We start from the raw sequence: 25,803 nt of genomic DNA, 5'->3' as shown, positions 1-25,803 counted from the left end.
GTAAGACCCGTGGCTCCGGTAACTCCAGTTATTCCTGTTCCGGTTTCGCCTGTCACGCCTGTTGCACCCGTAGCCCCTGTCGCGCCGGTGACCCCAGTCGTTCCCACTCCTGTTGCACCTGTTACCCCAGTTACACCAGTAAACCCTGTTGTACCTGTGGCTCCCGTGGCGCCGGTTGTTCCTGTCCCCGTTGCTCCGGTAGCCCCGGCGACTCCTACTCCGGTTGCGCCTGTAACACCTGTTTCACCGGTAAGACCCGTCGCACCAGTGGCCCCCATTGCTCCTGTCACGCCAGTTACACCTGTAAATCCTGTCGCACCGGTGGCTCCAGTGACACCTGTTGTTCCCGTCCCGGTGGCTCCTGTGGCACCTGTCGTACCGGTTACCCCAGTTAAGCCCGTCGCGCCGGTGGCCCCAGTCGTTCCCACTCCTGTTGCACCTGTTATCCCAGTAAGACCCATTGTACCTGTAGCTCCAGTAGCTCCCGTAGCTCCTGCGCTTCCAATTGCTCCAGTGGTCCCAGTAATCCCGGTCACACCTGTGGTACCTGTAGCACCTGTTTCTCCAGGATCGCCCGTCGCTCCTGTTACCCCTGTCGAACCTGTTGCACCTGTGACTCCTGGATCACCAGTAATTCCTGTTACACCTGTTATTCCTGTTATTCCTGATGTTCCGGTTGCCCCGGTTGCTCCAGTTGCCCCCGTACTTCCTGTAACGCCCGGATCACCAGTTTTACCTGTTACTCCAATCAGTCCTTGGACTCCGGTTACTCCCGTTATACCTATCGAGCCAGTAGCTCCCGTATTCCCCATCTTACCAGCTGATCCCATAACTCCTGTGGTTCCCGTAGTTCCAGTTGCTCCTTTCATACCTTGAAACCCTCTATATCCCCTCGGTCCACGAAGCACACAACATCTGGATCTGACAGCTCTTTTCTTTTTTAGCTTAAGCTTCTTTTTGGATTTACATTTGACTCTTCCTTTTTTAGAAACGCAAGTGCCTGCTTTTTTTAATTTTCGTTTGGTTGTACTGATGGAGGACATTTTGCGCTCCTTTTTGGATATATAGCTCACAAGAAAATCCTCCCTCCTTGTACACCGCATCTATTCTCCGATTTTGCAATACTACACTCTATGTCTAGGACAGGTTTTGTGCACCGCCCATTAATGAAGTCATATCACCATTCATCTATTGGTTAAGGTCGTCAGCATTTAACTGGTCATAATTCATTTTTTAATTATTGATTGATCAATCACAATTCAACATGACTCATTCATATCTTTTGCAGCTCACCTATCGTCCGTGTAATCCCTTCTTCAAAAGAAGTCATCTTCACCGGCCCGATGTTGGCCTCGTATTTCTTTTTACTCAACACCAGCGGTTCTTCTGTCAAATATAGCATCTCAACAACTTCTTTCATTACCGGTACAGCCAACCCAAGCAGCGAAAGTCCTGTTTTCCCGAGGGCTATCACCGGTTTCGCTTTGCCCGCAGCCTGTTGTGCAATACGTACGATTTCCTTACCCGATATTAAGCCAACACCAGGGATATTCCAGTTCTGCCGATAGGTATCTTCTCTGAGTGCCAACTCCACAACCATGACAGCTGCATCTGGCAAGTAGATATATTCTCGGGGTATTTTCATGTTTCCGATAAAAAAGGCCATTTTCCCTTCCGCTATTGCTTCAAGCGTGGATCCCAGGTAAGAAGCCTGATTGGCAGTAGGGCCATAATAATCAGGCAAACGAACAATCATCACTTGCGCTTTGCGCCATTTGCTGCTAAATAACATCTGCTCAAAGGCAAGCCGAGTTTTACCTTTTCGAGTATGCGGCTGCTTTGGATGTTCTTCAGTCACTTCTTTCAATTGTCTTCTGCCATAAGGATAAATCCCGTCAATGACGACCACCTTCAGGCACAGTTGTTCTGCAGCTTCCATAACGGATTCACCCAGAGGGATCAGCTTGCTCTCCATTTCGTTATAAGGTACATTCGCACAGTGAAACATTACATCGGCTTCTAGTGAAGCAGCTATAATATCGTCAGATCGGAACGCATCTCCCACAGCGATTTGAAGGTAATCAGGGGACCCAAGCTTTACCGCAAGTTGCTCCAGTTTTTGACGTGAGCGACCAAAAATGATTGTAGAAATACCACGTTTAATCAATTCCTCTGTAATTGCTGCGCCCGTTCCACCTGTTGCCCCAACCACAATTGCTCTTTTCATCTCATCTCAACCTCTTTCTCTCATTTAGTTATTGATCAATTACTTACTCAAACACAATATAACGCATATTTAGTGATTGATCAATAACTAAAATGTAAAAAGGGATTCTTCCCTTTCTATCTATCCATAAGCTCTGGCATATCCAGTGAGGTTGATATATTACATAACATGCCAATTGCCAAGAATATTAACGTTCTTTGCTTTGGATTGGCACTGCCTGCGGCTGTGAAAGCTTCCAATACCATATCTCGCACCTCAGTGAACCCTTTTTGCATTGCTTGACGGATGACTTCCTCCTGAACCGTCTGTGCCTGCATTTGCAACAAAATTTCATTCTTGTGAGATTTAAGAATCTCTTCATAGGCTTCAGTTAACTCGTTCTCCAACTGATCTGGAGTAGCTGTCTGCACCACCGTTCGGAATGAATCAATTACTCTTGTCCAGGATACCTCCAATGCTGTTAAGAGCAAGGCTTCTTTGCTTTTAAAAAAACGGAAGATATACGGTTGCGAAATATTTGCCCTTTCTGCTACCTGAGCTGTGGTCGCCCGGAAATAGCCGATTTCAGCAAACACCTCAATCGCTGCGGATATGATGTCACTACGTCGATTAACCGACACCGCTGCATCTTTAGCCATGATAATCAAGCCTCCATTCAATAGTAATTAATTGATCAATAGCTGAAGTATATAGGAAAGCCCCAATCATTGCAAAAACATCGAAAACCTCTCATTTCTTGAGCTTGATTGGGTTGAAACCGTATGTTTGCCTGAATCGGCTGATGAAATAACTGCAGTTAGCATCCCCCGCCTGATACACAGCTTCCGTTACACTGAATTGACCACTTTCCAGTATCTCACGTGCTTTCTCCATTCGTTTGTGAATGATATACGCATGAATGGAGTACCCATATAGTTGCTTGAATGCTCGCTTCAGCTTATACTCATTCATCATAGCCGGACAAACTAATTCCTGGATCGTCGGAGAGTCAGCATAATTGGAGTCCAGGATTCGTTTCACTTCTTCTAGACCCATACGATCCGAAGCACTCAACCTCACTTCATCTGCACCAGACTGTGGTCAATCGGTCAACTCACCCGTGAGATCGGCAACAAGTTCTGTCAGCGTCGCTTCCAGGTAATACGCATGAATCTCATTAGTGTAGTTGCATCTTATCATTTCTCCAATAATACGACGGACGAAAGGCGGCAGTTCTATTCCCGCATGCTATTGTCGTTCGGCAGGAGTTACTCGTTAGTACTCCCAACAGTAACTTCCCCCCCTCAGTCACAACAAACCCGCAAGCGGTGGCTCAAGCCGCTGCAGGTTGTTGAACATGTCGATGTTCATGAGGGTCAGTTGGACGAGTTCCTTAATATCATGATGCACCGAAATGGACCGGCTATGAACTTTGTTTGAGTGAACGAAAATGGTGCCACAGTTTTTACGCCCTGGAGACCGAAGAGGTCTGGCTCCACCACCCGGATTATCCGGGGTGGAATCAGTTACACATTATTGCCCTGTATCCCGAAGCTCCATTTTTGTATAAAAAGGATTTCGGACGTGGACTGATTCAGGCCTCCGGCATCCTATTTTTTGGCTTCAACCATGATGTTCACAATCGTGTCCAACTGCAATTCTAATGAGAACGGGTCTTCCATTACGAACTCATCCCCTTTGTCTCCAAAGGAACCGTATGGGTAAACCTGTCCTTTTTGCACTGCGGGCAAGAGTTTCCAAACCTCACTGTTCAACACTTCATTGGCTCCCTCATCCCATGACCCGTACACAAAGATATGATCGCCCATGTACTCAGGCAACACTTCAAGCGAAATATTTACAAATCCTTCTTCCATATTGAGCGCTTGCTCAGTCGGCGGCAGCTTCAGCATCTCATAGATGGTTGAACTCCCATAGTTCCCCCCTTCAGCAGCCAGTACATACAGAGATTTGTTTGCAACTTGAACAATAGACACGGTCTCTCCTTCTTTTACCACGCCAGCAATCTGTTTCTTGGCTTCTTCTACTTTCTGTTCATAAGTGGAAATCCATTCCTCAGCTTCTTTCTCTTTTCCAAAAATCTCACTGATCCGACGCAGTTTTGCCAAAGGCCCTGAGGTAGATTCCCCTTCCCAATACGGTAAAAATACCGTTGTCGCAATTTTCTCGTAATCCTCAATATTTTTATCAATAGAACCAATAATCAGATCCGGCTCAAGCGCGACCAATTTCTCAAGATTCATCGGAAATTCTCCACCCAGGTCTTCGATTCCGGATATGACATCAGCGGATATCCCTGACTTCTCAATCCAGGCCTCGTTCAGCATGAAGGTTCTCACCCCTACAGGAATAATCCCCAGCTTCAACAGATAGCCCATATACTGATCTGAAGCAACCCGTTGCGGGTTGGCTGGAATAATAACGTCCCCTCTTATTGTGGATACTGTACGAGTCTCTGCTTGTACAGAGGATTTTCCTTCTTCAGTTGTACTGTTACTTGTCTGCACTGTGGCGGGTTTCGTCTCTGCCTGTGAACCACTTGTGGATTGTGATGGACTTGAACAAGCCCCCAATATTAGTGATAGACACAGCATCATGGTCAGTGCTGTCATTTTGAATTTTCCTTGCATAAATAATCCCCCTCCATCAACCTTATGATATTGATAATCAATATCATTATATAGTTGAGAATAAAGTGGTTGAAGGGCATTTTCACGCATAAAACCGGGCAAATCTTGATTGGGATTTACAGCGGAGGCATATTCCTGTTCTTTCATGCCTCGATTTTGGATTTTTTTGTACCGAATAGGTGAACATCCCTTTATTTTTTTGAAGCTGCGACTGAGTGAATGGGCATCTGGATAGCCTACCTGCTCCGCAATTTGTTGCAACGTAGCACCCGTGTATATCAGGAGATGTGCAGCCCTCTCGACTCGCCTCTGTGCAAGATATTGAATGGGGCTGATTTTTAATTTTTGTTTGAACAATCTGGACAGATGTCCTACACTGCATTCCAGATCCTCTGCCATTACATCAAGAGCAATGGGTTCATGCAGATGAGTATTCATGTAATCGACGGTCCTTGTCACCAAATCTGGCTTGGATGGCTGAATGGATTGACCGTACAGATCGGATAATAAAGCATACACCCACTGATGGAATAAAGTTTTTGCGTGTAATTTGGCCAGTTTCGAGGACTTCTCCCACTCTCCCTCCAGTGTCCTGATATACTGATACATAACCAATGGGTTGGTTGGAATAAGCGAATATTGATCTTGGAACGGACGTTCATTTTCCATCAGATGCTGAATGTCCATCCGACAGGGAAGCGCCAGAATGGCTTTGTACAAAATCATATAATAAACCAGACCCGTATCCGTCTTGATGTTTACATTAGCCAATTTTCCCCCATGAACAATATGGAACCCGTCAACGATATACCTTTGTTGATCCATACTTACTACAGCAGTTCCATCAATCATATATAGATAAGCACTAGCTGGAAGCAGATAGTTCCTAATCCTTTCACCAGGAGCTAAAGAGTTTTTTCGAACATCCAGTATTTTGATAAAAACATGATTCCATAGCAAGATGTGATCATTCAAATTCATGATATTTGCACTCATCCTCCAATCTAATCACAGTTTAAAAGCTCTTTTGTTCAAGCATCTCTGTGATCACAATTTCCATATGTACATTACCTTTCATTATAGTTGATAATTATTCTCAATCACAATATAAATCGATATAAAGTTACTTTGATGGATAACCTCCACGTACGGAATCAAGAAAAATATCGCTTTGGAATAGATGGATTTATCTTCTCATGACTACGCTGTTGCAAAATCAAAAGAGGCATGCTATATTAGTTGAGCCATCAATGATTGAGGCGTCAATGATTGAGGTATCAATCATGATGAGCAGCCAAAGTAATTATTAGGCAATGGCATTGTACACTGGCAATTTTAATTACTTTTTCACATAAGCCGTTGTTCATGGTCAAGATTCACCCGGGAGGTCTAGTCATGACACGTATTGTTTCCAAAGAAGAGCAGATTATCAATCTGCTGAACGTACTAGGGAATAAAATTAGTCCCAAATTCGAACGCTGTACGGGTATCAGTTCCTCTCGCTTTGAGATTTTGCATGAGTTGGATCAGGTGGATGAGATTAACCAGTCCATGCTCCAGAAAATCATCAACATCGATAGTGCTGCAATCACACGCCACTTGAAACAGCTTGAGGCGGACCTGATGGTCACGAGACGTAAAAATCCCGAAGATAACCGGGTAACGTTTGTTCGTCTAACGGACCATGGTCGGAAGCAGATTGAAGGCTATAAGGCAGAGAAAACCAATTATATTAACCAGATTTTACAGGGGTTCAACGAAGATGAAGTTTACGCTCTCGCTGATTTTCTGGAACGAATGCAAGACAATTTCTAAACCCATATATAGAGGAGAGAATCATACATGAGTACATTCCAAAGCACTTTTCAAAAGACAAATGATTTTAACGAAATTACTTACGGCCGCCGGTCTGTAAAACTATACGATCCTGAAGTGAAAATCAGCCGTGAAGAAATGACAGAAATTTTGTCAGAAGCTTCTCGCGCTCCATCTTCCATCAATTTGCAGCCTTGGCGTTTTCTCGTTGTAGATACGGCTGAAGGCAAAGAAAAGCTTGCTCCTCTCGCGAGATTCAACCAAAATCAGGTTTTGACTTCCGCAGCAGTAATTGGCGTATTTATTGATATGAACAATGTCGAGTACATGGAAGAAATTTTTGGTAAAGCTGTCGAGCTCGGTTATATGCCACAGGAAGTTAAGGAAATGCAACTCAAAACTGTAATGCCTTATTACGAAAATATGCCCGCTTCCGCTCTTCGCGATGTCAATCTGATTGACGCGGGTCTCGCTTCCATGCAATTGATGCTCGCTGCACGTGCTCATGGTTATGATACCAACCCAATCGGCGGTTATGAGAAAGACCAAATTGCTGAAACATTCGGTATGGATAAAGATCGTTACCAACCCGTTATGCTGATCTCGATCGGTAAATCGGCCAAAGAAGGTCACCCTTCATACCGTCTGCCTGTTGAGACAATTACGACTTGGGCATAATATCATTCAAAGTTTTACGTGCTCCAGCACCATTTACATTTCAAACAACAATAACAACATTCTAAATACATTAATGGAGGTTGAATATTATGATTATCATTCACGCTCACTTGCAAGTTAAACCAGACCAGGAACAAGCTTTTTTGGAAGCAACAAAAGTGCTGATCCCTGCTACACGCAATGAAGAAGGCAACATCAGCTATGATCTCGCCAAAAGCACTGAACGCGAACATCATTACACAATGATTGAACTGTGGAAAGACGAAGCCGCTACAGCTTCCCACAACACCAGCGCCCATTTCCAAGCTTTCGTTCAACAAGCAGCAGCATTCATGGCCGCTCCAATGAACGTTGAAGTATTCGCTGGAGAAGCGGTTAAACGCTAAAATACGAGCCTTACATTAATCCGTTAAGCAGACCGACGAAATCGTCGGCTTGTGAAAAAGAAACCGCTCCTCGTCATGCTGACGGGTGAGCGGCTTTTTTGATATTGAAAGAAAATCTTTATGATGACCATTTTAGTTAGTTTATTTTATTTGGTGTATAGATGCTTCATCAGCTCACGGTTTTTCTGCGCGAACAAGTCATTGTGTGATGAAACCATCCCGTGTGTATTGGCTTCGGGTGCCACGAACAGTTTGGCTTTGTTTACGGCATTGGCTGCGTCCTGGAACGCTCCTGCGATCAGATGAAGCTTCCCTTCATGATGCAAAATATCTCCCGCAGCAAAAATGCCCGGTACGGATGTTTCGCTGACTGGTGTGCCTGCGATCCAATGATCCTTCATATCAATCTTAATATGACTATTCACCAGCAATTCCTTGTCCCGCTCATAACCGTAGTTAATGATGACCTCATCCACTGGCAGTTCCAATGAAGCCCCGTCCTCATTACGTTTCAGCACAACCGTTTCAATCTGTTGATGATCGTCTGTAGCGACCACCTTCTCAATCGTAGTATTGAGCAAGCATTCGACTGAACTGTTCTCAAGACGTGATATTTCAGCTTCATGACCTTTCAGCGTATCTTTCCGATATGTTAAATAGACTTGTTTGGCAATAAGGGCGAGCTCGTTCGCCCAATCAATCGCCGCATTACCACCACCCGAGATCAGAACCGTTTTGTCCTTGAAGCGGGAGAGCGATTTGACTGTATAATGTAAGTTCGTAACCTCGAAACGTTCTGCACCTTGAATCTCCAGCTTAATCGGCTTCAGAATTCCTCCGCCAATGGCTAAAATCACAGTTTTGGAGTAATGTTTTTTCTCAGAGGCAGTGTGCAGTACGAAGTATCCTTGCTCATCCTTGGATATGGACGTGACCTTTTCTCCAAGAACAACCTCTGGCTGGAAAGTCAGTCCCTGATTGACCATTTGCTCGATCAGTTGTGCGCCCGGAACGGGTTGTAATCCCCCTATATCCCAGATCATTTTCTCAGGATACACATGCACCTTACCGCCCAGATAGGGCTGGAATTCAATGATTTTGGTTTTCATTTCACGCAAACCGCTATAAAAAGCAGAAAATAATCCGGCAGGCCCACCACCAATAATCGTTACATCAAACACTTCATGAACGTTCATCTTGATACCCTCTTTTCCAAATTGGTTTGTCCAACATTCTTCTTCCATTTATTCCTGCATGGTTGGAACAGGCCGAGGATGCATCGAGTGAATAAAGAGCTTTTATTGTATTCATCTCTATCTGCCTTCCAAACCTTTATAATAATGATTCTCATTATCATTTAATACTATAGCAAGGATCATTGAAAATGCGAATGCACAAATCACCAATTTGAGATGCATTATTGTCCAATGGAAGCTTAATCAAGATGCGTGTATTCCGAAGGAGAAACACCAAATTTACTTTTAAAAATTCGACTGAAATAGAGCGGATTGATATAACCAACACTGATCGCAACATCGCGAATCAAATAACTCCCTGATTTCAGGAGCTCCCCTGCCCTCTCCATGCGATAATGAATGACATAGTCAATTGGGCGGAATCCCGTGTATTTGTGAAAAAAGTAAGAGAAACGCTTTGAACTCATGCCATGTAACTCTGCTAGCTCATCCAGTGTCAGCAGATTCATGTAATGTCCATGAATATAAGAGATGGCTTGCTCAATCACCTTCTCACTCGGTGAAGTTCCACCTTCCCGTTGACTACAGCCTGTAAGAACCTGAACCATGATGCTCAAAAATAATTCTTTTACTCGCAGTTTGCCAATTCCTCCTTGCACGTGCAATTGTTCTTGCAGCATAACCAGTAATTCAACAACCCTCGGATTGGCACCTGAGTCCAATTTGAAATGAGAGTCGCATTCCTGGATGCTGTCCCCCTTCTCCAATTGGTCAAAACTATAAAACAGTAAATAATATTCATACTCCGAATGGCAATTCACTTGTGAGTCCAGCTGCATGCCTGGTGCTGCATGAAAAACAGACCCGGGCTGTAACTCGTATACCGTTCCATCTACTGACATACTGGCTTCTCCACGTACCACAAAAAGAAATCCATGATTTAATGTTCTGAATTCACGCAATATACTTTTGGGTTGCAAAACCAATCGATTAATTCCATCTATTTTAAACGAATTATCTGCAAATATTGAAGCTAATTGATCCACATTTGTCACGGGAATTCCACCTATCTTTTAGAATCGGTTTAAACTGTGCCTATTTTATCTTATCACACAAATCAAATCATACTGGGTAGCCTGAGTTTCACCCTCCACCGTCAAAACTACAAACAAAGGCCATCCCTTGTCTTGACGACAAAAGATAGCCTTATTAGCTAAGAGTTCAATTAGTCTAAAGCTTTTTAGATTATTTCTTCAATAATAAATAGACAAAATATGGAACACCGATTAGGGAGACCATAATTCCTGCGGCAATTCCATCAGGGTCAACCAGGTTGCGCCCAATTGTATCGGCAATTAATAGAAGCCAGCCTCCAAGCAGAACGGCAACAGGAATAAATAACGAATTACGTGGACCGACCAGCGCTTTGGCGATGTGTGGAGCCATCAAACCGATAAACGCGATCCCTCCCGTAACCGATACAGCAGATGCGGCGGCTGCAACAGCAATCACCATGAGTACCAAGCGTTCCCGCTCAAGCTTCAAACCCACTCCGATCGCTGTTTCTTCGTTCAGCCCCATCAGATCAAGCCGTCTGGTTCTGAACAAAGTAAGCGGGATTAACACAATCAGCCAAGGCAGCAAAGCCCATATGAATGGCCAGTCTGCCCCCCATATGTTTCCGGATATCCATTTGGCAATAAAGTCGACCTTGGATCGCTCCGCGGAAGAGATGATGACAATCATGATGCCTGACAGCGCCATCGAGAATCCAACCCCGACCAGCACCATTTTTATGGGATCAAGTCCCTTGGTCCGACTATAGGAGAACAGATAGATGAGCGCCGCGGTCAGTAATGCACCGATAAAAGCAGCTAACGGCAACATGTAAACGAACGTGCCCGCTTCAATCGGGAAATACAGAAAGAAGATGGCAACGGCAACACCTGCACCAGAATTGATTCCGATGATGCCTGGATCGGCCAAATCATTACGCGTAATACTTTGCAAAATAGAACCTGACAGCGCAAGGGCCATACCAGCTAGTAATGTAATAAAAATTCGAGGTAATCGGACCGAAAACAGAACAAAGTCTTCTTTAAATGTACCTTGACCAAATAACACCGGAATTACCCTTTTGAAAGACAACGAGGAATAACCCCAGCTCATACCTACCACAGCCGTGATGAGGATCAGCAGCAAACACACGAACAGAATCAGTCGTTGCTTGCGAATTCGCGCAGACATTGTCATGAGAACGCTTTGCCCCCTCTACGCACAACGAACAGGAAGAAAGGTAAACCAAGCATGGAAGCAATGGCGACCACAGGTGTTTCGTAAGGTGCATTTATCGTTCGACCCAGTGTTTCGGCAAGCAGCATAAACGATGCTCCGGCAAAAATGGATACGGGTATAATATACCGATAGTCCGTACCCACCAGTTTACGGACAATATGCGGGATCATTAAGCCGACAAAGGCCATGTTTCCGATCAATGCAACCGACGCTCCGGTAAGCACGATGACGAGCAGGAACAGAACGGTTTTGATGAGTACAAGCTTTTGCCCCAATCCAGTCGCCACCTCATCGCTCAGACTAAGAATATTGATCTGATTGGAAAGGAACGGAACAATGAGCAGACCAACCAGTATGACAGGCGCAATGGCTTGAATCTGGCCCCATGTCGTTCCGATGAGTCCTCCCGAAGTCCACATGGATACATCCTTGGAAATTTTGAAATAGATACTGATGCCATCCGAGATGGCATACATAAAAGCGGATACCGCTGCCCCGGCCAGCACTACCCGGATAGGAGACAAGCTCCCCCTCCGCATCGAGCCAAGCACAATAACCAATGCGGCTCCAAGTGCAGCACCAACAAAACAAGCAACCATAATCCCGAAATATCCGAGTGATGGCATAAAAACAAAAGCCAGTGCAAGTGCCATATTGGCACCTGAAGTCAGACCGAGCAGTCCAGGATCAGCCAGCGGATTGCGAGTAATTCCCTGCATGATGCCTCCGGAGATGGCGAGAGCCGCTCCGATCAGCATGGCAGCGAGTTCCCTTGGAAGTCTGATCTCTCGCAAAATAAGAATATTATCGTTCTTCGTCGCAGAGGTCAGGGTCAGCCAGAGATTGCGAAATGTCGTTTCTTCTGCGCCAAACATCATGGCGATGATGAAACACACGATAAGTACGAGTACACTACCCAGCAGCTTGGTTGCAAACCGAAAAGGAAGTCGTTTATTTTTCATCGCGTTTAAGGTTTACTTGCCAAGAAAATGTTCGATAAAGAATTCCAGCTGGTATTCCATACTCAGTGGATCATTGAAGTAAAACGCCTTGGCATCCGCTTCGAATACTCGATTATTTTTCACCGCATCAATATTTTTGTATGTTTCGGTATTTTGGAAGGAATTGTCTTCGTCGGCATTTTTACTGAATATTACATAGTCACCCATGTAGTCTTTCAGTACTTCGTTGGATACTGCAAAGAATCCATCTTTCTTGGTAGCATCCTTGACCTTATCAGGCATACCTAAGCCGAATTGATCATACAGTATTTCCGTTCCACGTCCGAATTTTTCGCCATACACATAAAGTTGCTTATTAAACGTTTCAATAACGGATACAGTCGCATTGGCGCCAATTTTGGCTTTGATCTCTTCCCCAACTTTTTTGCTTCGAGCGTCAAAATCGTCAACCCAAGCCTGTGCTTCTTTTTCTTTGTTCACAAGCTTTCCGATCTCCAGTTGTTGCTTGAGGAAGTCCACCTTACCATATGTATAGGTGACTGTCGGAGCAATTTGCTTCAGCTTATCTACGTTCTTGATATCAGACAGGCCGATAATCAGATCTGGGTTCAATTCAATAATTTTCTCCAGACTTTCGTCGGTAACCGCCTCTGTATTCGCCAGTTTTTCTTTGAAATTTGGGTTCTCCTTGGACATTTCATCCACACCGACCAGCGGCACATCCAGGGCCATCACGTTTCCTGTCAGGAATCGTGTCAGCACAACCACGCGTTGAGGGTGGGAAGGAACTTCCACAGGACCTGTCTCCGATTGATAAGTGAACGTGCCCGAATCTGACTCGGATGAAGAACCTGCTGAATCCGTGTTCGAAGAATTGGATTCGTTGGATGTAGTTGCATTCTCCGTTGTATCTTTGGCTGAGTTGCTTCCACAAGCGCTAAGCAATAAAACCAGAACTAATATAAATGGAACAAAAAGCTTTCTCATTAGATGACTCTCTCCCTTTTCTCTTTGAATATGAAAATCATTCTCATTACAATAGCTAATTATAGGCATGCAGGATGAACCTAACCATGCCTTTTTGTTTGAGAAAACCTTTGGATTATTGGATGCCAGTCCATAAGGATACAGCCCGTCCAAGCTGCAAACGAAGGGAAACGGGATTGTAGGGTATCCACTCTTCCTGCTCCAACTCATAGATCCGATTTTGCTTCACTGCCTCGAGCTCTTTCCAGTATTCCGAGTTAAATATACCTTCTGAATGAGCCTTTGACCCTTTTTCATCTGGAAAAACAATGACGAGCATACGAGTGCCCTCGTAATCCTGAAGTTCCGACAGTTGGATGGATACCGAATGAAATTGGTCGCCAAACCTCTGTATTTCCTGGGCAATCTTGGTCGGAGGCCGTAATCCGAGCGATTGATACATCACATATCCAACATTTCTGATTCCATATATTTGTAAGGTATCCGGTTTGATGACTAGAATGGTCAGCGTCTCATTCACAATTGGGCTCGTTTGAATGGCTTTCCGCGCCCACTGTTCTTCCCTTTCAAAGTCTGCCAGCCATTGTTCTGCCTTTTCCACCCTTTGAATCGCCTGTGCGATAAACCGCAGATGCTCTTTCCACCCAAGCTCCATCCAGGCAATTTCGATAATAGGAGCGATAGATCGCAGACGTTCGGAGTTTAAGTCGTTCATGTCTAGGTGCTGATTAGCTGCTATGATCAGCTCAATGTTAGCATCTAGCAATGCAGACTTTATTTGTTCAGGTGAACTGTCGGAATGGATAAAACATATCGTTTGAGGTGGGCTAACTCCTTCTGTGCTTACATATTCGCTGCTTTCCGAGATGACGACCGCTGGTTCCAATCCAAGTAACATCAGATGGCTCGCATAAGGTGCACACCACACAGCCACTCGTTGAAAAGGTCTGCGACGTGTGTAACCTGAAGGACTCTCTCCTGTCTGCTGCTTGAAGCGACGACTAAGATAGAATTCATCCTTATACCCAACCTTCAGCGCAATCTCACGAAGTGAAGCAGACCCGCTAATTAATAACTCTTTGGCCCGGTGAACACGCAAGCGTGAGAGATACTCATTGGGTGCAAATCCAGTAAGCTGCTTAAAAAGGATCGAATAGTGAGAGCGACTTACCCCCGCAATTTCGGAAAGCCCTTCGGTTGTTATTTTCTCACTAAAATGGTTCTCCATAAATGCGATGCTGCGTTCCATAGACGGCTGCTCACTCGCAATATATCTTGCTTCCATTCGTTCCAACACACCCATCAGAACTTGATGAAACAGAATCTGGTTACGCATATGCCTGACTTCATTGCCAGGTAAACGATACATATAGAGCTCCTCAAGCTGAGCTGCAATGGTTGGTTCATAGAACTCAATAAGGGTTCCTGCCGCAAGCACACTGGACCGTCCCATGGCTTCCACTGGCAGTGATCTCTTCTGTTCTTGCGTGCTAATGGAGAGGGTGTATATATGAAGTGGATGCATCAGATTCCCCTGTATAACAACATCACTCTTCGCCGGAATAAGGATTACCATGCCATCGGTGAGTTCGTAAATATGATCGTCGAGATGAAGTGTACCCTTACCACTTGAAACAGCCAACAGAATGGTCAGGTCCTCATGAATTCTATGTATCGGCATGGTTGACGTGCTATACAATGATTGAATGCTGTCTGCTGTATATATTGGAAAATAGGACTCTGCCCATTCCGAGTTGTTCATTTTCTTATCCTCCGTGACTGTTATGCCTGTTAGCGGGAAACTAAATTAATCGTTCCGTTCTGGTGTCTCTCATTCCACTTACTGATGAGGGATGATGCCTGATAAACGGCTCTGTATGACTATTTTAACATTGTGGCTTCCTCCAGAATACTAGCGTTCCGATTATAAATAGCTTATACGATTGTCGTCATAACTATGTGAGAGTTCACAAGGAGGATTAGCATAGATCAATCCAATGCAAAAACACGCCATAAATGGCGTGTCATTTTTACTGCTATATGGAGCCTAGGGGGATCGAACCCCTGACCTCATCGCTGCCAGTGTCCGCCGTTCGTTATTTCTGGTTATTAGAATGTCCCAAAAGCGTCGTCTAGTAAGGCTTCTGGGACATCATTGTTATCTCTGGTTATCGAAGATTATCGGGGTATATCGGCTGTTTGTTACCGAATTGTTACCACATAGTTACCATAAGAAATAGATTTGAAGTCCGCCAATATGCTTCTTATATATTGGGGAGCTGTTTAATCATAAGATGAGCTTTTTGAATAAAGAACTGATAATTGCCAAACATCGTATTTAAATCTTCAGGCGATATTTTCTTACCAGTTGGATGTCCCGACGCATTTCTTACTTGTCTAATAATATCAAGGAAATTAAAATTAAGTTTAGGATTTTCAAACCCAAATCTCTTAAATAACTCAATTTTACTTTCAACCCTTTTTTCAAACTCATCTAAGCGTGTATATGCACTTTTCGCATTAATAACATTCCTTTTGAAATTATCAATTTCATTCTGAGTTCCATTTCCACATTCTAAATACTCTTGGTAAGCATCACATAACTGCAACAATAAATACTCTGCTGCACAACCTAACATGGTTGCAGCGGCAATCCGATTATTTCTCATAGCACATTCACAAGCTTCATAAATATATGCTTTTTCTATTTCGCTCATTTCAGAATTCAAGGTCAAATGAATTAGATTCTCATAATTATTATGCTTCTCTAAATGTGTCGATTCACCTGAGAGATCTCGTCTTACAACGAATTTATTCATCGTTGTCCCAAGTTTAATTCCTACAAATCCATGAGCATCATCATCAACGTAAATATCAGAACAGTAATTACTTAATTTATCTCTAGCATCATACGTTGCGACGATTTTTTTAAACTTTACTGGTACTTTCAATTCTACATACGCACTTCTTTGATTCGACTTTTTCCCAGAATACTTCCAATCGTGATGAATAACAATTTCAGATTGATTAATAATATTATATAACTCAGTTTCATCATCTACTTCAAGACAATCTAATAATGTAGAAAGAAACCTTTCTTCATAAGAAACCTCAGTCATATATAATTCCCCCATTTAAATTTAAAACTAATTATAGTCAAAATTAATGTTTAACGATTTTTCGCTTAAACATCTAATCGCTATGTAACACAACTAAAACAAAAAAGTAATAAGGAACATTGGCAATACTTTTTCAATATAGTATTGAACGAGCACTAAAAAAAGGCTCTGATTCAATGTTAAATTTAGCTATTTTCCTTTGCAAGATATTAATAAGAGATATCTCCTGAGTTAGTACCATTCTCAAATCAAAACCATCCATCAGGAAAATTGATTTGTCTGGATGTTGTTTCATCAAAGGAACCACATGTGAAGACCATCCACCAATCGAAAGAAATAAACCCATAGTTTGTTTTCCCGAACGAGCAATTTTGCCATATAATGAATCTAACTGTTTCATATCCGTGAGTTGACTTGTCCACTTCATCTCAACCAGGTAATGCCATCCATCTAGTTTGAATGCTCCATCAATTTGTTCTCCACCCTCATTACGTCGAAAACTTTGCATAAGGGCAATATCATAGACATTAAAAAGCATATTTACCAATTGTTCTAACATTAAACCTCTTTTGTGAGGATTATTTTTCATCAGAACAAGTTCATCATACATCATTAAGAGAAGTTTTGATTGATTTTGAATCTCACTTTCCCACTCAACTTTGGCTTTTCGTCTTTCCTCTTCTAATCTTTTTCTTTCCTTCTCCTTTTCTTCTGCTAGGTATTCCTTCTCCTTTTCTGCCATTATATCTATAACATTCATAACTTCTCTAGCTTTTTGAACTGTAGCTCTTGCAAGCATCTCATTATCTGTTAAGTGAAACTGATTCCAGTTCGCTGCTATTTTTATAATTGAGTTGATATTTTTTCGAAATTCAGGTTTCTTTTCCAACTCATTAACAATAATCACTCCCATATCTCTTTTTGTAAGGAGCTTTCCATCTACATTACGTTTTTTCATAAGACTCCCGAAGAACTTATCACTAATTCCTGCTGGTCTAAGTATAAGCTCATACATTTGTGTCTTTTTGTAAACTAAAGATGCTATAATCTCTATTGTTAGTTTTTTAATTTCAAATTCGTTGGGCATCAACTTTACTCCTGACTAGGGGGATGGTTATGATTAATATCTTCGTTACGTATTAGCTTATTACCATCTCTAAATTCTTCTACTAAATAAAAATTGTTCATACTGTTTTCAGTCCAAATCTCAGATGGAATATGCTCTAAAACAATAAACTGAAACTCTCTTTTTAATTCATCGTTAACTCTAGTAACAAAATCGTTCAACAATTGCATTGCAATTGTTATTTTAGCTCTATCAGAATCACTTTTGGCTTTTTCCGCTTTATTATCGTAGTAAGGTCTACTTGGTTGGTCCAGAAACAAAAAAGGAGCAACAAATGGTACTTCTTGTCGCATAATGAGTTCATGAAGCCCCAAAAACAAGCATAAATGTAAGAACAAATGATTTGAACTACTGCCAATAACGTTTTCAACAACAGTAGAGAACGGTTTTTGAAGTCTTAATTTTTTGTCTCGATGGTCAAAGACCGCTTTAAATCCTGCGTAATTTGCCAAAGCATTTTCTGATTTATCGAGATAGACTTGAATAATTTCTTGCAGTAACCTAATTACAGCTTCTTTTTTATCTTCACGATTACCTAGTTGTTTTTTTAATTCATCTATTTCCTTCGAAAGTAACTGGATTTGTGTGTCATAATTCTCTTCTTCCCAATCTTTTTCATAAATTTGCATCCTAGTTTTAATTTCACCAATCAATACATACTTCTGCTTATGGTTATCGAATTGTTTGTAGTTTTGAGGCAATAGATTGATAGCAGTATTTATTTTGTACAGTTCTGTTTGTAAAGAATTAAGTTGAGACTTCACGTCAATTTTAACAGGCGATTTTTTCTTGATGGAACGTTTTATTTCATTTAATTCTACTTTCAATTGAGAAACAAACTCTTTAACAAGTGGTGTCTCAATAATTTCTGAATAATTATTATGAATGTATTCTATTGGCTGTAAACTGTCGATGTTGTTATCTATAAGTGACTTATATGAATTGTATTCATTTTCAAATCTTTTTAACTTTTTTATCTTTTTAATTAGTTCCCAGCGCTGTTTGTCTAATTTATCAAAATCATTAATTTCTGTAGAGGGAATGCTTTCATTCTCTTGTAAGATTACATGCTTTATTTCATTTAATTCCTCTTCGAAACTTTTCGACAAGTCACTGATAAGCTGATATTCTTTTGCTTTAAGTAATAAATCTCTCATGTTTTTTTCAAACAATTTATTTTCTTTCTCTAGAGCAATAGATTTTTTCGACATTTTCTTTCTTTCATTTTCTAAACTGATAAGTTTCTCCTTGATTAGAGTCTCTCTTACAGTATCAATCCCGATAGACAAATCAAAAATACGTTCAAGTGCTTCCTTATATTTCAGTTGAGTTTGTTTATCGAAAAAGGTATCACTATTTACGATAGTATTTTCCCCTTGAGTATTGAACAATAAAAAATACCTCAACGATATTTTAGATCCTTGTCTTATTTCCTTGCCTCCATAAGGGATTACTACTTTATCATTAATTTCAAACTGTGCTTCCATATACTTTTTTATTTCGTCTTCGTTAATGTTTTTTTCGGGCTTTTCAGGAATTTCACCACTTCCTGAAAAATAATACTCTGTTGAGGGGGTACCAAATAGATTAATCCCCTCTCGAGCAATGGTATATACTTCATCATTGATATTAAAATTGATGCCATACCAATCAACATTTTCATTAATTATGTCCTCAGGGATTTGAGGCTCACTTGAAAATAGGCAATAATCAATAATTGCCCAAATCACTGTTTTCCCAGTATTACTCTCACCTGTCACAATATTAACCTTATTGGGCTTAAAAAATAGTTTTCGCACATTACCATTTTTCATCCACATAATAAGTTCATTTATATGAAATTTCATAATTGCACCCTCAATTGCAAATATAAATCATTTGCATTTTTTTGTAGTAAGACCGTAATTTTAGAGGAAGCTTGCACGATGGCTCTTGCACGCCCCCCTAAACTTGGTTCACTAAAATTAAATTTAGACTCATCCAGTAATGATAAATGCTCATCAACGAACTTAACATACTTCATCTCACACAATATATTAATTGAGTTAATCGAAACTGGAAGTAATGATTGAAATCTACTGTTGAAATTCGTAACTAAATTACCTTTCTTAATAATTAATTGCTCAATACTTTTCACATCACTATTTGCTCTTTTTAAATAATTTAAAGTTTCTTTATGTGCAACAGTTGGAAGTATTAATAAGGCTTTCGATAATGGAAGAGTTTTTGAATATTTAAGTACCGATGCAATTGCTACAATACCAAATGCCTCGTTATTATAAAAATATTTAGATTGGTTCATATTTTGTACTTTACCTCCCAATCAAGAAGCCACCCTATAGAAGGATTATCAGAAAGGTGATAAAACTGTCCGTTACTCATTTTAATGTTAAGTTCTTCGTCATCAATCTTCACTGATTGGTCTCTGATGTTATCTAGACAATTCAAAGCGTTCATTTTGATTAATTCAGGGATTGGTTCATTATCTCTGATTAAACCTCGGCTTGTTCGATGGGCTGCTCGATGTAGGTTCTTCCATATTGCGACGCATTCTTCGTTAAAATCATCTAATTCATCTTCAGTAATATAACCAGCCTGTTTCCAGGATTCTAAATGTTTCAAGATATTTAATTTATATGTGGTGTATTCTGCCATTTGGACGAAATCTAAAGGATCTATATCATTAATATCTACCAATTGTTTTATAAAAATTTGAGACTCCAAATCATTTGGTAAATCAAACTGAAATTTTCTTTTAGGAAGTTTATTATTTCTAGCAACTAAAAAGCATTTGTGAAGTTTTGTCTCTACTTCTTCATAATCTATATATATCTTTTCACCTTTTTTTACATTTTCATATTTCCAAATACTCAAATTACTGAATATGCAATCAAGCGCATTATTGATCCTATATTCATCCACCTCAAAAAGCTTCACGCGAATTGTATTTTTGATTTTTTGTATCAAGTCATCTTGATTCAATTGAAATTCAATTTTGGATAAGAACTTCTTTAGCCATTCGTCATTTTGTGATACAAGTTCTCTCATATAATTTTTCAACTTATTTCCAGTTCCATCAGCTTTTTTAGTGCTTGTTTCGGAAATCAGCTTACTTAAATAACTTTGGAAATTTAAGATACTTAAGGTATCTTTCTGTACGGCATCTATCTTTTTAAGTAGTTGATTATTGGTGCTACTAGCTTTATTTGAGATCAACACAAATTTTGTTTGATTCATAAACTGAATTTGTTCCGAGATAAATTCTCTTTTTTCATCCTTATCATTAATCACTTTTATCCAGTTATGTATTGTCTTCCATAAATCACCATCCCGTTCAGTCAAATTTACAGTTTGACCTTGTGCATTAGTTTTTAAAGTATGCTTTGTCTGCATTAATATATGGTTTTTCGAATCTAATTCTATATGAATATCATCTTTTACTTCGTAACCTATCTTTTGATCAATCTTCATATTTAATAACAAATCTATAAAATAGAAAAATTGATAATCAAATCCGATTGATGTTTTATCTGCGCTTGTTCTATCTTGGAAATTTGAACTATCAGCCATTTCTTGACTCCTTTCTTGGAAACTGAACCCATGTCTTTATGTTTAAATTCACTTTACATATGACATGATCTCTATTAATTCGACCAAGCTCTTCCAAAACCCTGCTTTCAATAGGAAAAAAGCCCCGAATTATCGAGGCTAACTAGTCTATTGGAGTATTTACTTTTTATTAAATTTCTTTGGAATCCAAACCATCGCTACTACAGCACGTGACAAGTAAGCTTTCGGTTTATAGCTTCCATCTTGATATACACCGATTATTCCGTTTGTTGCAGCAGTAAGTACCAGTTCAGGATAGTCAGTGATGTCTTCAGCATCAATAAAGCTCTATAGGTTTTCGGATAAGGGGAGCTTAAGAGTTCTTACTACATAAACTGCCATTTGTTCACACGTAACTGACAATGTTGGGTTGAATTTCTGCCCTTCTTCAAGGGCACTAAAGATGCCGGAAAAGCTGCTTTTTGAATAAGACCACGTTAACGTAGGAACATCCGAGAAGGAATTACTGACGACTGTATTTGATGCTATTGACTTTGCAGTCAATAGCAAATTTATAAACTCTTCCTTCGTTACAGTTGCATCCGACGAAATGTCCCATCTGGATAACCTGATACGACGCTAGGTATGTCAAGGCAGTCGATAACACCGTGCCCAACTAACATCACTCATTTGATAAGCTCAGATAAATTCTTTATTTTGAATTTGTAATAAACAGTTTCTAAGTTACTAGGTGAGAATGTTCCATCTGAAAGTCTCTTTCCAACCCCGCCCCTCGCGTAGAAATTTCCTTCTGTATCCATCCAATACAATACACCTATAATATTCTGGAAATCAAAATTAAAATCAGCAAGTTTCTCCCCGGTTATTGACGAAAGAATTACTTTGTCCCAGAATATCAGTCCACTATCATTGAAATAAATAGTAGGTACTAATGGATCATATTTTTCATTCTCATAATAATCGTACTTCCATTTCTCAACTCCTGTTTTATCTATTAAGTGAAGTTCAGAACCATCAAGCAAATATATACCTTGCTTTTCATTAAAAAAGATATTACCTTCACCAGCATGAATCCTATATGTTTTCTTCCATTTCAGCTTATTCGTTTTCCCATCAATTGCGAATACTCCAGTAAAGGTTCCTGGGTAGTACTTTTGAGACTCTTCTATACTCCTACTATAATCAGGACCCGTCACTAAATATACGGTACCATCTGATCCTTGAAAAATATCATCAACTTGCCCTTCGCCCTTTTTTAATTGGTATTTAAACTTATATATCTGTGATGTGACCAAATAGCCTGAAGGATTTTGGGTTTGGCTGTAACCGAACTCCCATTCCATAAAAGGATATTTCTGTGTTGTGATTGTATTTCCGCTATTTGGATTGAGATAATAAATCACATCCTCATGATCATTAGCAAGAAGACGTTTTAACAACAATTTGTTATTTGCGACATCTCGAAGTTCAACACTAAATCCTTTGAACTCACGTTTCCAGATTAACTTAAAAGTTTTTTCATCATAGGCGTATAATCGGGAATACGATGTGTTATATATTGAACTGATTTCTACAAAAATCATCCCGTTCCAGTACATATAACTGATCTGTTCGTTATTACCACCAGTAATTTTATATTTCAGATTGTTGCCCTTGTCATAGAAGCTCAAATAGCTTACTTGTATTTGAGGGTTGATTGTCAAAAGAACGGATTTACCTGAAGGCAAAAAATCAAAACTTTTCACAGCATCATATTTGGTATCAGTATGCTTTGTAATTCTCTCTACCTTTATATTTGCTTTTTTGATATCTGCTGCGTCTGTGGTCGAAGGGAAAATACTTACAAGCAACGAAAATGCGAGACCAACCATAATTATCAAATATCTATTATTCATCTCTGTCTCCTTTACAAAAGTTATTAATACTACAGAACGAGCATTTTGCTTTTGCAAAGTGCTCGTTCTTTTTAAATTACTTGTTAGTATGATTCAAATTTATTAATCACCATAATATCTATTGGAAAAACTTCGCTTCAACTAAACCAAATCCGCCAGTTGCGGCATGATATGTGCCGTCTCCTTTGAAAGCTATTTTAACTTTGTTAGCTCCTGTCAGGTCAACGTTCACTTTGATTGGTTCTGTTATATTAGAAGCTATCTTTCCACTTTTATAAACAGATACATCATCAACATATACTTCTAAGCTTCCACTAAAATCAGTTTGTGATGGCGCCGTGCCCCATTCCTCACTTGGAACTAGTAGAGCTTGGAATTCCTTATATTGACTATTCAAAAGATATTCTTTAGTAAATCCCCAACCAGTCTCTTCATCCGAACTACCACCAGTTTCGCCATTAAAAAACGGCAGTTCATATCCATGAAGATATTGGTCTCCAGTGTTTGAAGTAAAAGTTTCGATTATTCTTTCACCGATTTTAGACTGATTTGAGTAAGCTTTCATTTGTTCCATATATGAAAAGCTACCTTCTTTTTGTTTACCCACATATATGGAAGAAGTCTTCCCATCATACCCAACTTTCTTTCCCAATGCCTCCGACACGAAGCGAAGCGGCACATAAGTTGTTCCCTTATAAACAAAACCTTGCTGGTCTGATGGCGCTGTTTTCTCTACACCGTCAAAGAAGTATTTCAATGGTTGGAAACTTACATCAATGCTCGTGGAAGCTGCATATGATACCCCCGAGAATAATACTCCACCAAGAATTACTCCAACTGTCACATCTTTAATTCTTTTAAGTTTAGTCATTTTCATTACTCTCCTTTTGTTTAATTATTTTTCCTTAAATTCATAACACCTAACAAACTCATTATAATACACGTATTATAATTCGCCAATTATATTATGTTATTAAAAGTTTGCGAATTGTCTACGATTAGGGAAATAGATCAAGGAGTTGTTTCCCTATGAAAATCAGCGCCGCGCGAAATGCTAAAAACCTGACCCAAGAAAAGCTAAGCCGCGCCATTAATGTTTCCTTGAAACATTATCAAAATATTGAACATGGGCTTACAATGCCTACAGTAAACATCGCTTTGCATATATGCGAAATTCTAGATATTGATCCAAGAGAAATTGACGAATGGAAAGATAGAAGAGCAGTTGACTAATTTTATACAATCCATCGTTACACTAGGGTTACAGCATTCATTACAATTGATATTGATAAAAAATGGGAAGGTCTGTTAAGACCTTCCCATTTTTTCTTTCCTTACTCTATTTCCTTTTTGTCGTTCAACTCCGTTTTTCAATTGCTCATATAATAAAATTGTCTCATCATATAGCCATTCATCCTCTGGATGGTATCTTAGCGCTACATTATAAAAATAGATGCTACTTTGCAAATTCCCCCTATCTCTTTCAATCTCAGCCACTTCCTTTGCTAAATCAACAATCTGGTTCTCCAACTTATCCCTATATAGATTTATCCAATCATCATATAGTCCTGGGAGTAAGGTTTCTGGCAGCGCATTAAAGATTTCTTTACATAAATTCAATTTGAAATCATTACTCTTCTCAATCTGAGCTTTTTGCAAGTCACTGTTGAGTTTTAATACATCGGATCGTAAACTCCCACGAATAGCAACATGCTCCTTATCAGTCATCAATATAGAGTTATTGGACTCAGCAATTTCAATTAGTTTCCTCAAGTAGTTTAAATATACTTTGAGATTATTTAATGCCTGCTTTAAAGGGACTTCAGGAAATAAGGAATCACAAATCTGCTCACGCGTAGTAGTTTGGTTAAATGTAAGAAAAAGCAATAAACTTTTGGCGTAACGCTGATTCCAACCATCCCATATGTATTCGTTATTTATACTTACACGAAATGCAGTTAAGAAATCAACCTGTATAATCGTTTGCTTGCCTAATTTATTGATTCCAATTTCATAGACTTCATGAAAATAATCCATGACACTTACAGCTCCATTACTCTCAAATGAGCCGTAGTTGCTCCTGACCAAAACGGGTTTTTGTATAAAATCATGAATCCATTCAGCCGTTAATTTGGGCTGGTCTATAAATACGGCATTCGAAGAATGAGGTACAACTAATAATCTCGTCTGAATCAATAATTTTGAAGATAACGTATACGAAGTCAAATATATCGGATCATGAACGCCCACTAACGATAAGGTAGGGTGTCTAATAAACTCAAAATCTCCATTTGGCGGTGTATCCAAGTACAAATCAAAAATCTGAAAATAGGTTTCAGGTGTCACCATTGAATACGCGTTTACTATCTTCTGAAAAATACTGCTATCGGACGGCTCCATCGTAATTCCTTTTGCCATGTTCTGAGCGAGGGGCAGCATGGAACCACTACATGACAGTACCTTCCGACTTTCAATCAATGCATCAATAGATTTTCTTGGAAAAAATGCTGGAACAGCTAGCAGGATGATACTTTTTACTTTTTCTTTATACTTCTGGCTATACTTCATCGTTAAAGTTGCACCGAATCCGTGTCCAATTAGATGAAAGAATTCTAAATGCAGAAATTCCATCAATTTATTTATATCGTCTACAAACAATTCCCAACTAAAATCGGACGTCCCTCTTTCGGTTTCCCCATGCCCTCGTAAATCAAAGATAACTACATGATAATTATGAAGGAAGTATGGAAGTATAGGTTCCCACAATTCCATACTCAACCCTACACCATGAATGAGAACAAGTGTATCCATTGCATACTGAGATTTGTAAATTTGATAATGTATTTTGATATCCTTCACTTGAACAAACGACATATAATCCTCCCAGTAATGAAAATATATTAGGTATAAAGTACCA

Annotated in this window: 23 protein-coding genes and 1 pseudogene; 4 read left to right on the top strand and 20 right to left on the bottom strand. The window is 40.1% G+C overall.

The genetic code is table 11. The annotated features are described in order from the left end of the window. The 5 genes and pseudogenes from DC345_RS12665 to DC345_RS12645 form a co-directional block, all read right to left on the bottom strand. Positions 1 to 869, bottom strand: a pseudogene (locus DC345_RS12665) (DUF4183 domain-containing protein); the annotation flags it as partial. Between the two features lie 404 nt (positions 870 to 1,273). Next, positions 1,274 to 2,227, bottom strand: a complete 954-nt coding sequence (locus DC345_RS12660) for an NAD-dependent epimerase/dehydratase family protein (protein ID WP_113053408.1) — start codon at positions 2,225 to 2,227, stop codon at positions 1,274 to 1,276. A 116-nt stretch (positions 2,228 to 2,343) separates the two neighbouring features. Further along, a complete protein-coding gene (locus tag DC345_RS12655) occupies positions 2,344 to 2,865 on the bottom strand; it encodes a TetR/AcrR family transcriptional regulator (protein ID WP_113053407.1) in 522 nt (173 codons plus the stop codon). Between the two features lie 91 nt (positions 2,866 to 2,956). Beyond that, entirely contained in the window at positions 2,957 to 3,262 is a 306-nt protein-coding gene (locus DC345_RS12650) for a helix-turn-helix transcriptional regulator (protein ID WP_181586575.1), read from the bottom strand. 554 nt (positions 3,263 to 3,816) lie between these two features. Next, entirely contained in the window at positions 3,817 to 5,682 is a 1,866-nt protein-coding gene (locus tag DC345_RS12645) for an AraC family transcriptional regulator (RefSeq protein WP_258530642.1), read from the bottom strand. Between the two features lie 570 nt (positions 5,683 to 6,252). On the opposite strand from DC345_RS12645, the gene DC345_RS12640 reads away from it, so the two are divergent. The 3 genes from DC345_RS12640 (at position 6,253) to DC345_RS12630 (ending at position 7,736) form a co-directional block, all read left to right on the top strand. After that, on the top strand, positions 6,253 to 6,672 hold the full coding sequence (locus tag DC345_RS12640; protein ID WP_113053405.1) for a MarR family winged helix-turn-helix transcriptional regulator: 420 nt from the start codon (positions 6,253 to 6,255) through the stop codon (positions 6,670 to 6,672). A 27-nt stretch (positions 6,673 to 6,699) separates the two neighbouring features. Further along, a complete protein-coding gene (locus tag DC345_RS12635; protein WP_113053404.1) occupies positions 6,700 to 7,350 on the top strand; it encodes a nitroreductase family protein in 651 nt (216 codons plus the stop codon). An 89-nt stretch (positions 7,351 to 7,439) separates the two neighbouring features. Further along, positions 7,440 to 7,736 carry a putative quinol monooxygenase gene (locus DC345_RS12630; RefSeq protein ID WP_079694890.1) on the top strand — a complete coding sequence of 99 codons (297 nt, stop codon included), beginning with the start codon at positions 7,440 to 7,442 and terminating at the stop codon, positions 7,734 to 7,736. Between the two features lie 146 nt (positions 7,737 to 7,882). Here the strand turns inward: DC345_RS12630 and DC345_RS12625 are convergent, their stop codons facing one another. The 14 genes from DC345_RS12625 to DC345_RS12560 all read right to left on the bottom strand — a co-directional run bounded on the left by DC345_RS12625 (position 7,883) and on the right by DC345_RS12560 (position 23,757). Then, positions 7,883 to 8,932: an NAD(P)/FAD-dependent oxidoreductase gene (locus tag DC345_RS12625; protein WP_113053403.1), complete on the bottom strand. Its 1,050-nt coding sequence runs from the start codon at positions 8,930 to 8,932 to the stop codon at positions 7,883 to 7,885. 239 nt (positions 8,933 to 9,171) lie between these two features. After that, positions 9,172 to 9,987 (bottom strand): helix-turn-helix domain-containing protein, encoded by an 816-nt coding sequence (locus DC345_RS12620; RefSeq protein ID WP_113053402.1) that lies wholly within the window; start codon positions 9,985 to 9,987, stop codon positions 9,172 to 9,174. A gap of 190 nt (positions 9,988 to 10,177) precedes the next feature. Further along, positions 10,178 to 11,185, bottom strand: coding sequence for a FecCD family ABC transporter permease (locus DC345_RS12615; protein WP_113053401.1), 1,008 nt, complete (start codon positions 11,183 to 11,185; stop codon positions 10,178 to 10,180). Beyond that, on the bottom strand, positions 11,182 to 12,189 hold the full coding sequence (locus DC345_RS12610) for a FecCD family ABC transporter permease (RefSeq protein ID WP_113053400.1): 1,008 nt from the start codon (positions 12,187 to 12,189) through the stop codon (positions 11,182 to 11,184). Before DC345_RS12610 ends, DC345_RS12615 begins: the two co-directional genes overlap by 4 nt. Before the next feature lie 12 nt (positions 12,190 to 12,201). Continuing rightward, positions 12,202 to 13,176 (bottom strand): iron-hydroxamate ABC transporter substrate-binding protein, encoded by a 975-nt coding sequence (locus tag DC345_RS12605; protein ID WP_113053399.1) that lies wholly within the window; start codon positions 13,174 to 13,176, stop codon positions 12,202 to 12,204. A gap of 115 nt (positions 13,177 to 13,291) precedes the next feature. Next, positions 13,292 to 14,938: a helix-turn-helix domain-containing protein gene (locus DC345_RS12600; protein ID WP_113053398.1), complete on the bottom strand. Its 1,647-nt coding sequence runs from the start codon at positions 14,936 to 14,938 to the stop codon at positions 13,292 to 13,294. A gap of 502 nt (positions 14,939 to 15,440) precedes the next feature. Next, complete coding sequence (locus DC345_RS12595; RefSeq protein ID WP_113053397.1) at positions 15,441 to 16,295, bottom strand: hypothetical protein; 855 nt, start codon at positions 16,293 to 16,295, stop codon at positions 15,441 to 15,443. Between the two features lie 133 nt (positions 16,296 to 16,428). Further along, a complete protein-coding gene (locus tag DC345_RS12590) occupies positions 16,429 to 17,382 on the bottom strand; it encodes a hypothetical protein (protein ID WP_113053396.1) in 954 nt (317 codons plus the stop codon). Positions 17,383 to 17,387: 5 nt separating this feature from the next. Continuing rightward, a complete protein-coding gene (locus DC345_RS12585; protein WP_181586574.1) occupies positions 17,388 to 19,235 on the bottom strand; it encodes a DUF3732 domain-containing protein in 1,848 nt (615 codons plus the stop codon). Between the two features lie 29 nt (positions 19,236 to 19,264). Further along, positions 19,265 to 19,723, bottom strand: coding sequence for a three component ABC system middle component (locus DC345_RS12580; RefSeq protein ID WP_113053394.1), 459 nt, complete (start codon positions 19,721 to 19,723; stop codon positions 19,265 to 19,267). Continuing rightward, positions 19,720 to 20,991 carry a hypothetical protein gene (locus tag DC345_RS12575; RefSeq protein ID WP_113053393.1) on the bottom strand — a complete coding sequence of 424 codons (1,272 nt, stop codon included), beginning with the start codon at positions 20,989 to 20,991 and terminating at the stop codon, positions 19,720 to 19,722. The genes DC345_RS12580 and DC345_RS12575 overlap by 4 nt, the downstream gene beginning before the upstream one ends. Positions 20,992 to 21,150: 159 nt before the next feature. Further along, positions 21,151 to 21,279, bottom strand: coding sequence for an S-layer homology domain-containing protein (locus DC345_RS32430; protein WP_397333666.1), 129 nt, complete (start codon positions 21,277 to 21,279; stop codon positions 21,151 to 21,153). Between the two features lie 377 nt (positions 21,280 to 21,656). Beyond that, a complete protein-coding gene (locus DC345_RS12565; protein ID WP_113053392.1) occupies positions 21,657 to 22,886 on the bottom strand; it encodes a hypothetical protein in 1,230 nt (409 codons plus the stop codon). Positions 22,887 to 23,004: 118 nt separating this feature from the next. Continuing rightward, entirely contained in the window at positions 23,005 to 23,757 is a 753-nt protein-coding gene (locus DC345_RS12560) for a stalk domain-containing protein (protein WP_181586573.1), read from the bottom strand. 158 nt (positions 23,758 to 23,915) lie between these two features. On the opposite strand from DC345_RS12560, the gene DC345_RS12555 reads away from it, so the two are divergent. Then, positions 23,916 to 24,119 carry a helix-turn-helix domain-containing protein gene (locus DC345_RS12555; protein ID WP_113053390.1) on the top strand — a complete coding sequence of 68 codons (204 nt, stop codon included), beginning with the start codon at positions 23,916 to 23,918 and terminating at the stop codon, positions 24,117 to 24,119. Positions 24,120 to 24,194: 75 nt separating this feature from the next. On the opposite strand, the gene DC345_RS12550 is transcribed toward DC345_RS12555, so the two are convergent. Then, positions 24,195 to 25,760, bottom strand: coding sequence for an alpha/beta hydrolase (locus DC345_RS12550; protein ID WP_113053389.1), 1,566 nt, complete (start codon positions 25,758 to 25,760; stop codon positions 24,195 to 24,197). Positions 25,761 to 25,803 lie beyond the last annotated feature (43 nt).

Origin of the sequence: Paenibacillus taichungensis (assembly GCF_003287275.1) — a bacterium.
GTDB lineage: Bacteria > Bacillota > Bacilli > Paenibacillales > Paenibacillaceae > Paenibacillus > Paenibacillus taichungensis_A.
The sequence above is the reverse complement of the archived record's forward strand: the minus strand, read 5'-3'. Positions and strand labels throughout refer to the sequence as shown.

What these genes read in the sequence shown, in the direction of transcription:
- DC345_RS12660 (WP_113053408.1), bottom strand. Translation starts at nt 2,227, where the DNA reads ATGAAAAGAGCAATTGTGGTTGGGGCAACAGGTGGAACGGGCGCAGCA.
- DC345_RS12655 (WP_113053407.1), bottom strand. Translation starts at nt 2,865, where the DNA reads ATGGCTAAAGATGCAGCGGTGTCGGTTAATCGACGTAGTGACATCATA.
- DC345_RS12650 (WP_181586575.1), bottom strand. Translation starts at nt 3,262, where the DNA reads ATGGGTCTAGAAGAAGTGAAACGAATCCTGGACTCCAATTATGCTGAC.
- DC345_RS12645 (WP_258530642.1), bottom strand. Translation starts at nt 5,682, where the DNA reads ATGGATCAACAAAGGTATATCGTTGACGGGTTCCATATTGTTCATGGG.
- DC345_RS12640 (WP_113053405.1), top strand. Translation starts at nt 6,253, where the DNA reads ATGACACGTATTGTTTCCAAAGAAGAGCAGATTATCAATCTGCTGAAC.
- DC345_RS12635 (WP_113053404.1), top strand. Translation starts at nt 6,700, where the DNA reads ATGAGTACATTCCAAAGCACTTTTCAAAAGACAAATGATTTTAACGAA.
- DC345_RS12630 (WP_079694890.1), top strand. Translation starts at nt 7,440, where the DNA reads ATGATTATCATTCACGCTCACTTGCAAGTTAAACCAGACCAGGAACAA.
- DC345_RS12625 (WP_113053403.1), bottom strand. Translation starts at nt 8,932, where the DNA reads ATGAACGTTCATGAAGTGTTTGATGTAACGATTATTGGTGGTGGGCCT.
- DC345_RS12615 (WP_113053401.1), bottom strand. Translation starts at nt 11,185, where the DNA reads ATGACAATGTCTGCGCGAATTCGCAAGCAACGACTGATTCTGTTCGTG.
- DC345_RS12610 (WP_113053400.1), bottom strand. Translation starts at nt 12,189, where the DNA reads ATGAAAAATAAACGACTTCCTTTTCGGTTTGCAACCAAGCTGCTGGGT.
- DC345_RS12605 (WP_113053399.1), bottom strand. Translation starts at nt 13,176, where the DNA reads ATGAGAAAGCTTTTTGTTCCATTTATATTAGTTCTGGTTTTATTGCTT.
- DC345_RS12600 (WP_113053398.1), bottom strand. Translation starts at nt 14,938, where the DNA reads ATGAACAACTCGGAATGGGCAGAGTCCTATTTTCCAATATATACAGCA.
- DC345_RS12595 (WP_113053397.1), bottom strand. Translation starts at nt 16,295, where the DNA reads ATGACTGAGGTTTCTTATGAAGAAAGGTTTCTTTCTACATTATTAGAT.
- DC345_RS12590 (WP_113053396.1), bottom strand. Translation starts at nt 17,382, where the DNA reads ATGCCCAACGAATTTGAAATTAAAAAACTAACAATAGAGATTATAGCA.
- DC345_RS12585 (WP_181586574.1), bottom strand. Translation starts at nt 19,235, where the DNA reads ATGAAAAATGGTAATGTGCGAAAACTATTTTTTAAGCCCAATAAGGTT.
- DC345_RS12580 (WP_113053394.1), bottom strand. Translation starts at nt 19,723, where the DNA reads ATGAACCAATCTAAATATTTTTATAATAACGAGGCATTTGGTATTGTA.
- DC345_RS12575 (WP_113053393.1), bottom strand. Translation starts at nt 20,991, where the DNA reads ATGGCTGATAGTTCAAATTTCCAAGATAGAACAAGCGCAGATAAAACA.
- DC345_RS12565 (WP_113053392.1), bottom strand. Translation starts at nt 22,886, where the DNA reads ATGAATAATAGATATTTGATAATTATGGTTGGTCTCGCATTTTCGTTG.
- DC345_RS12560 (WP_181586573.1), bottom strand. Translation starts at nt 23,757, where the DNA reads ATGACTAAACTTAAAAGAATTAAAGATGTGACAGTTGGAGTAATTCTT.
- DC345_RS12555 (WP_113053390.1), top strand. Translation starts at nt 23,916, where the DNA reads ATGAAAATCAGCGCCGCGCGAAATGCTAAAAACCTGACCCAAGAAAAG.
- DC345_RS12550 (WP_113053389.1), bottom strand. Translation starts at nt 25,760, where the DNA reads ATGTCGTTTGTTCAAGTGAAGGATATCAAAATACATTATCAAATTTAC.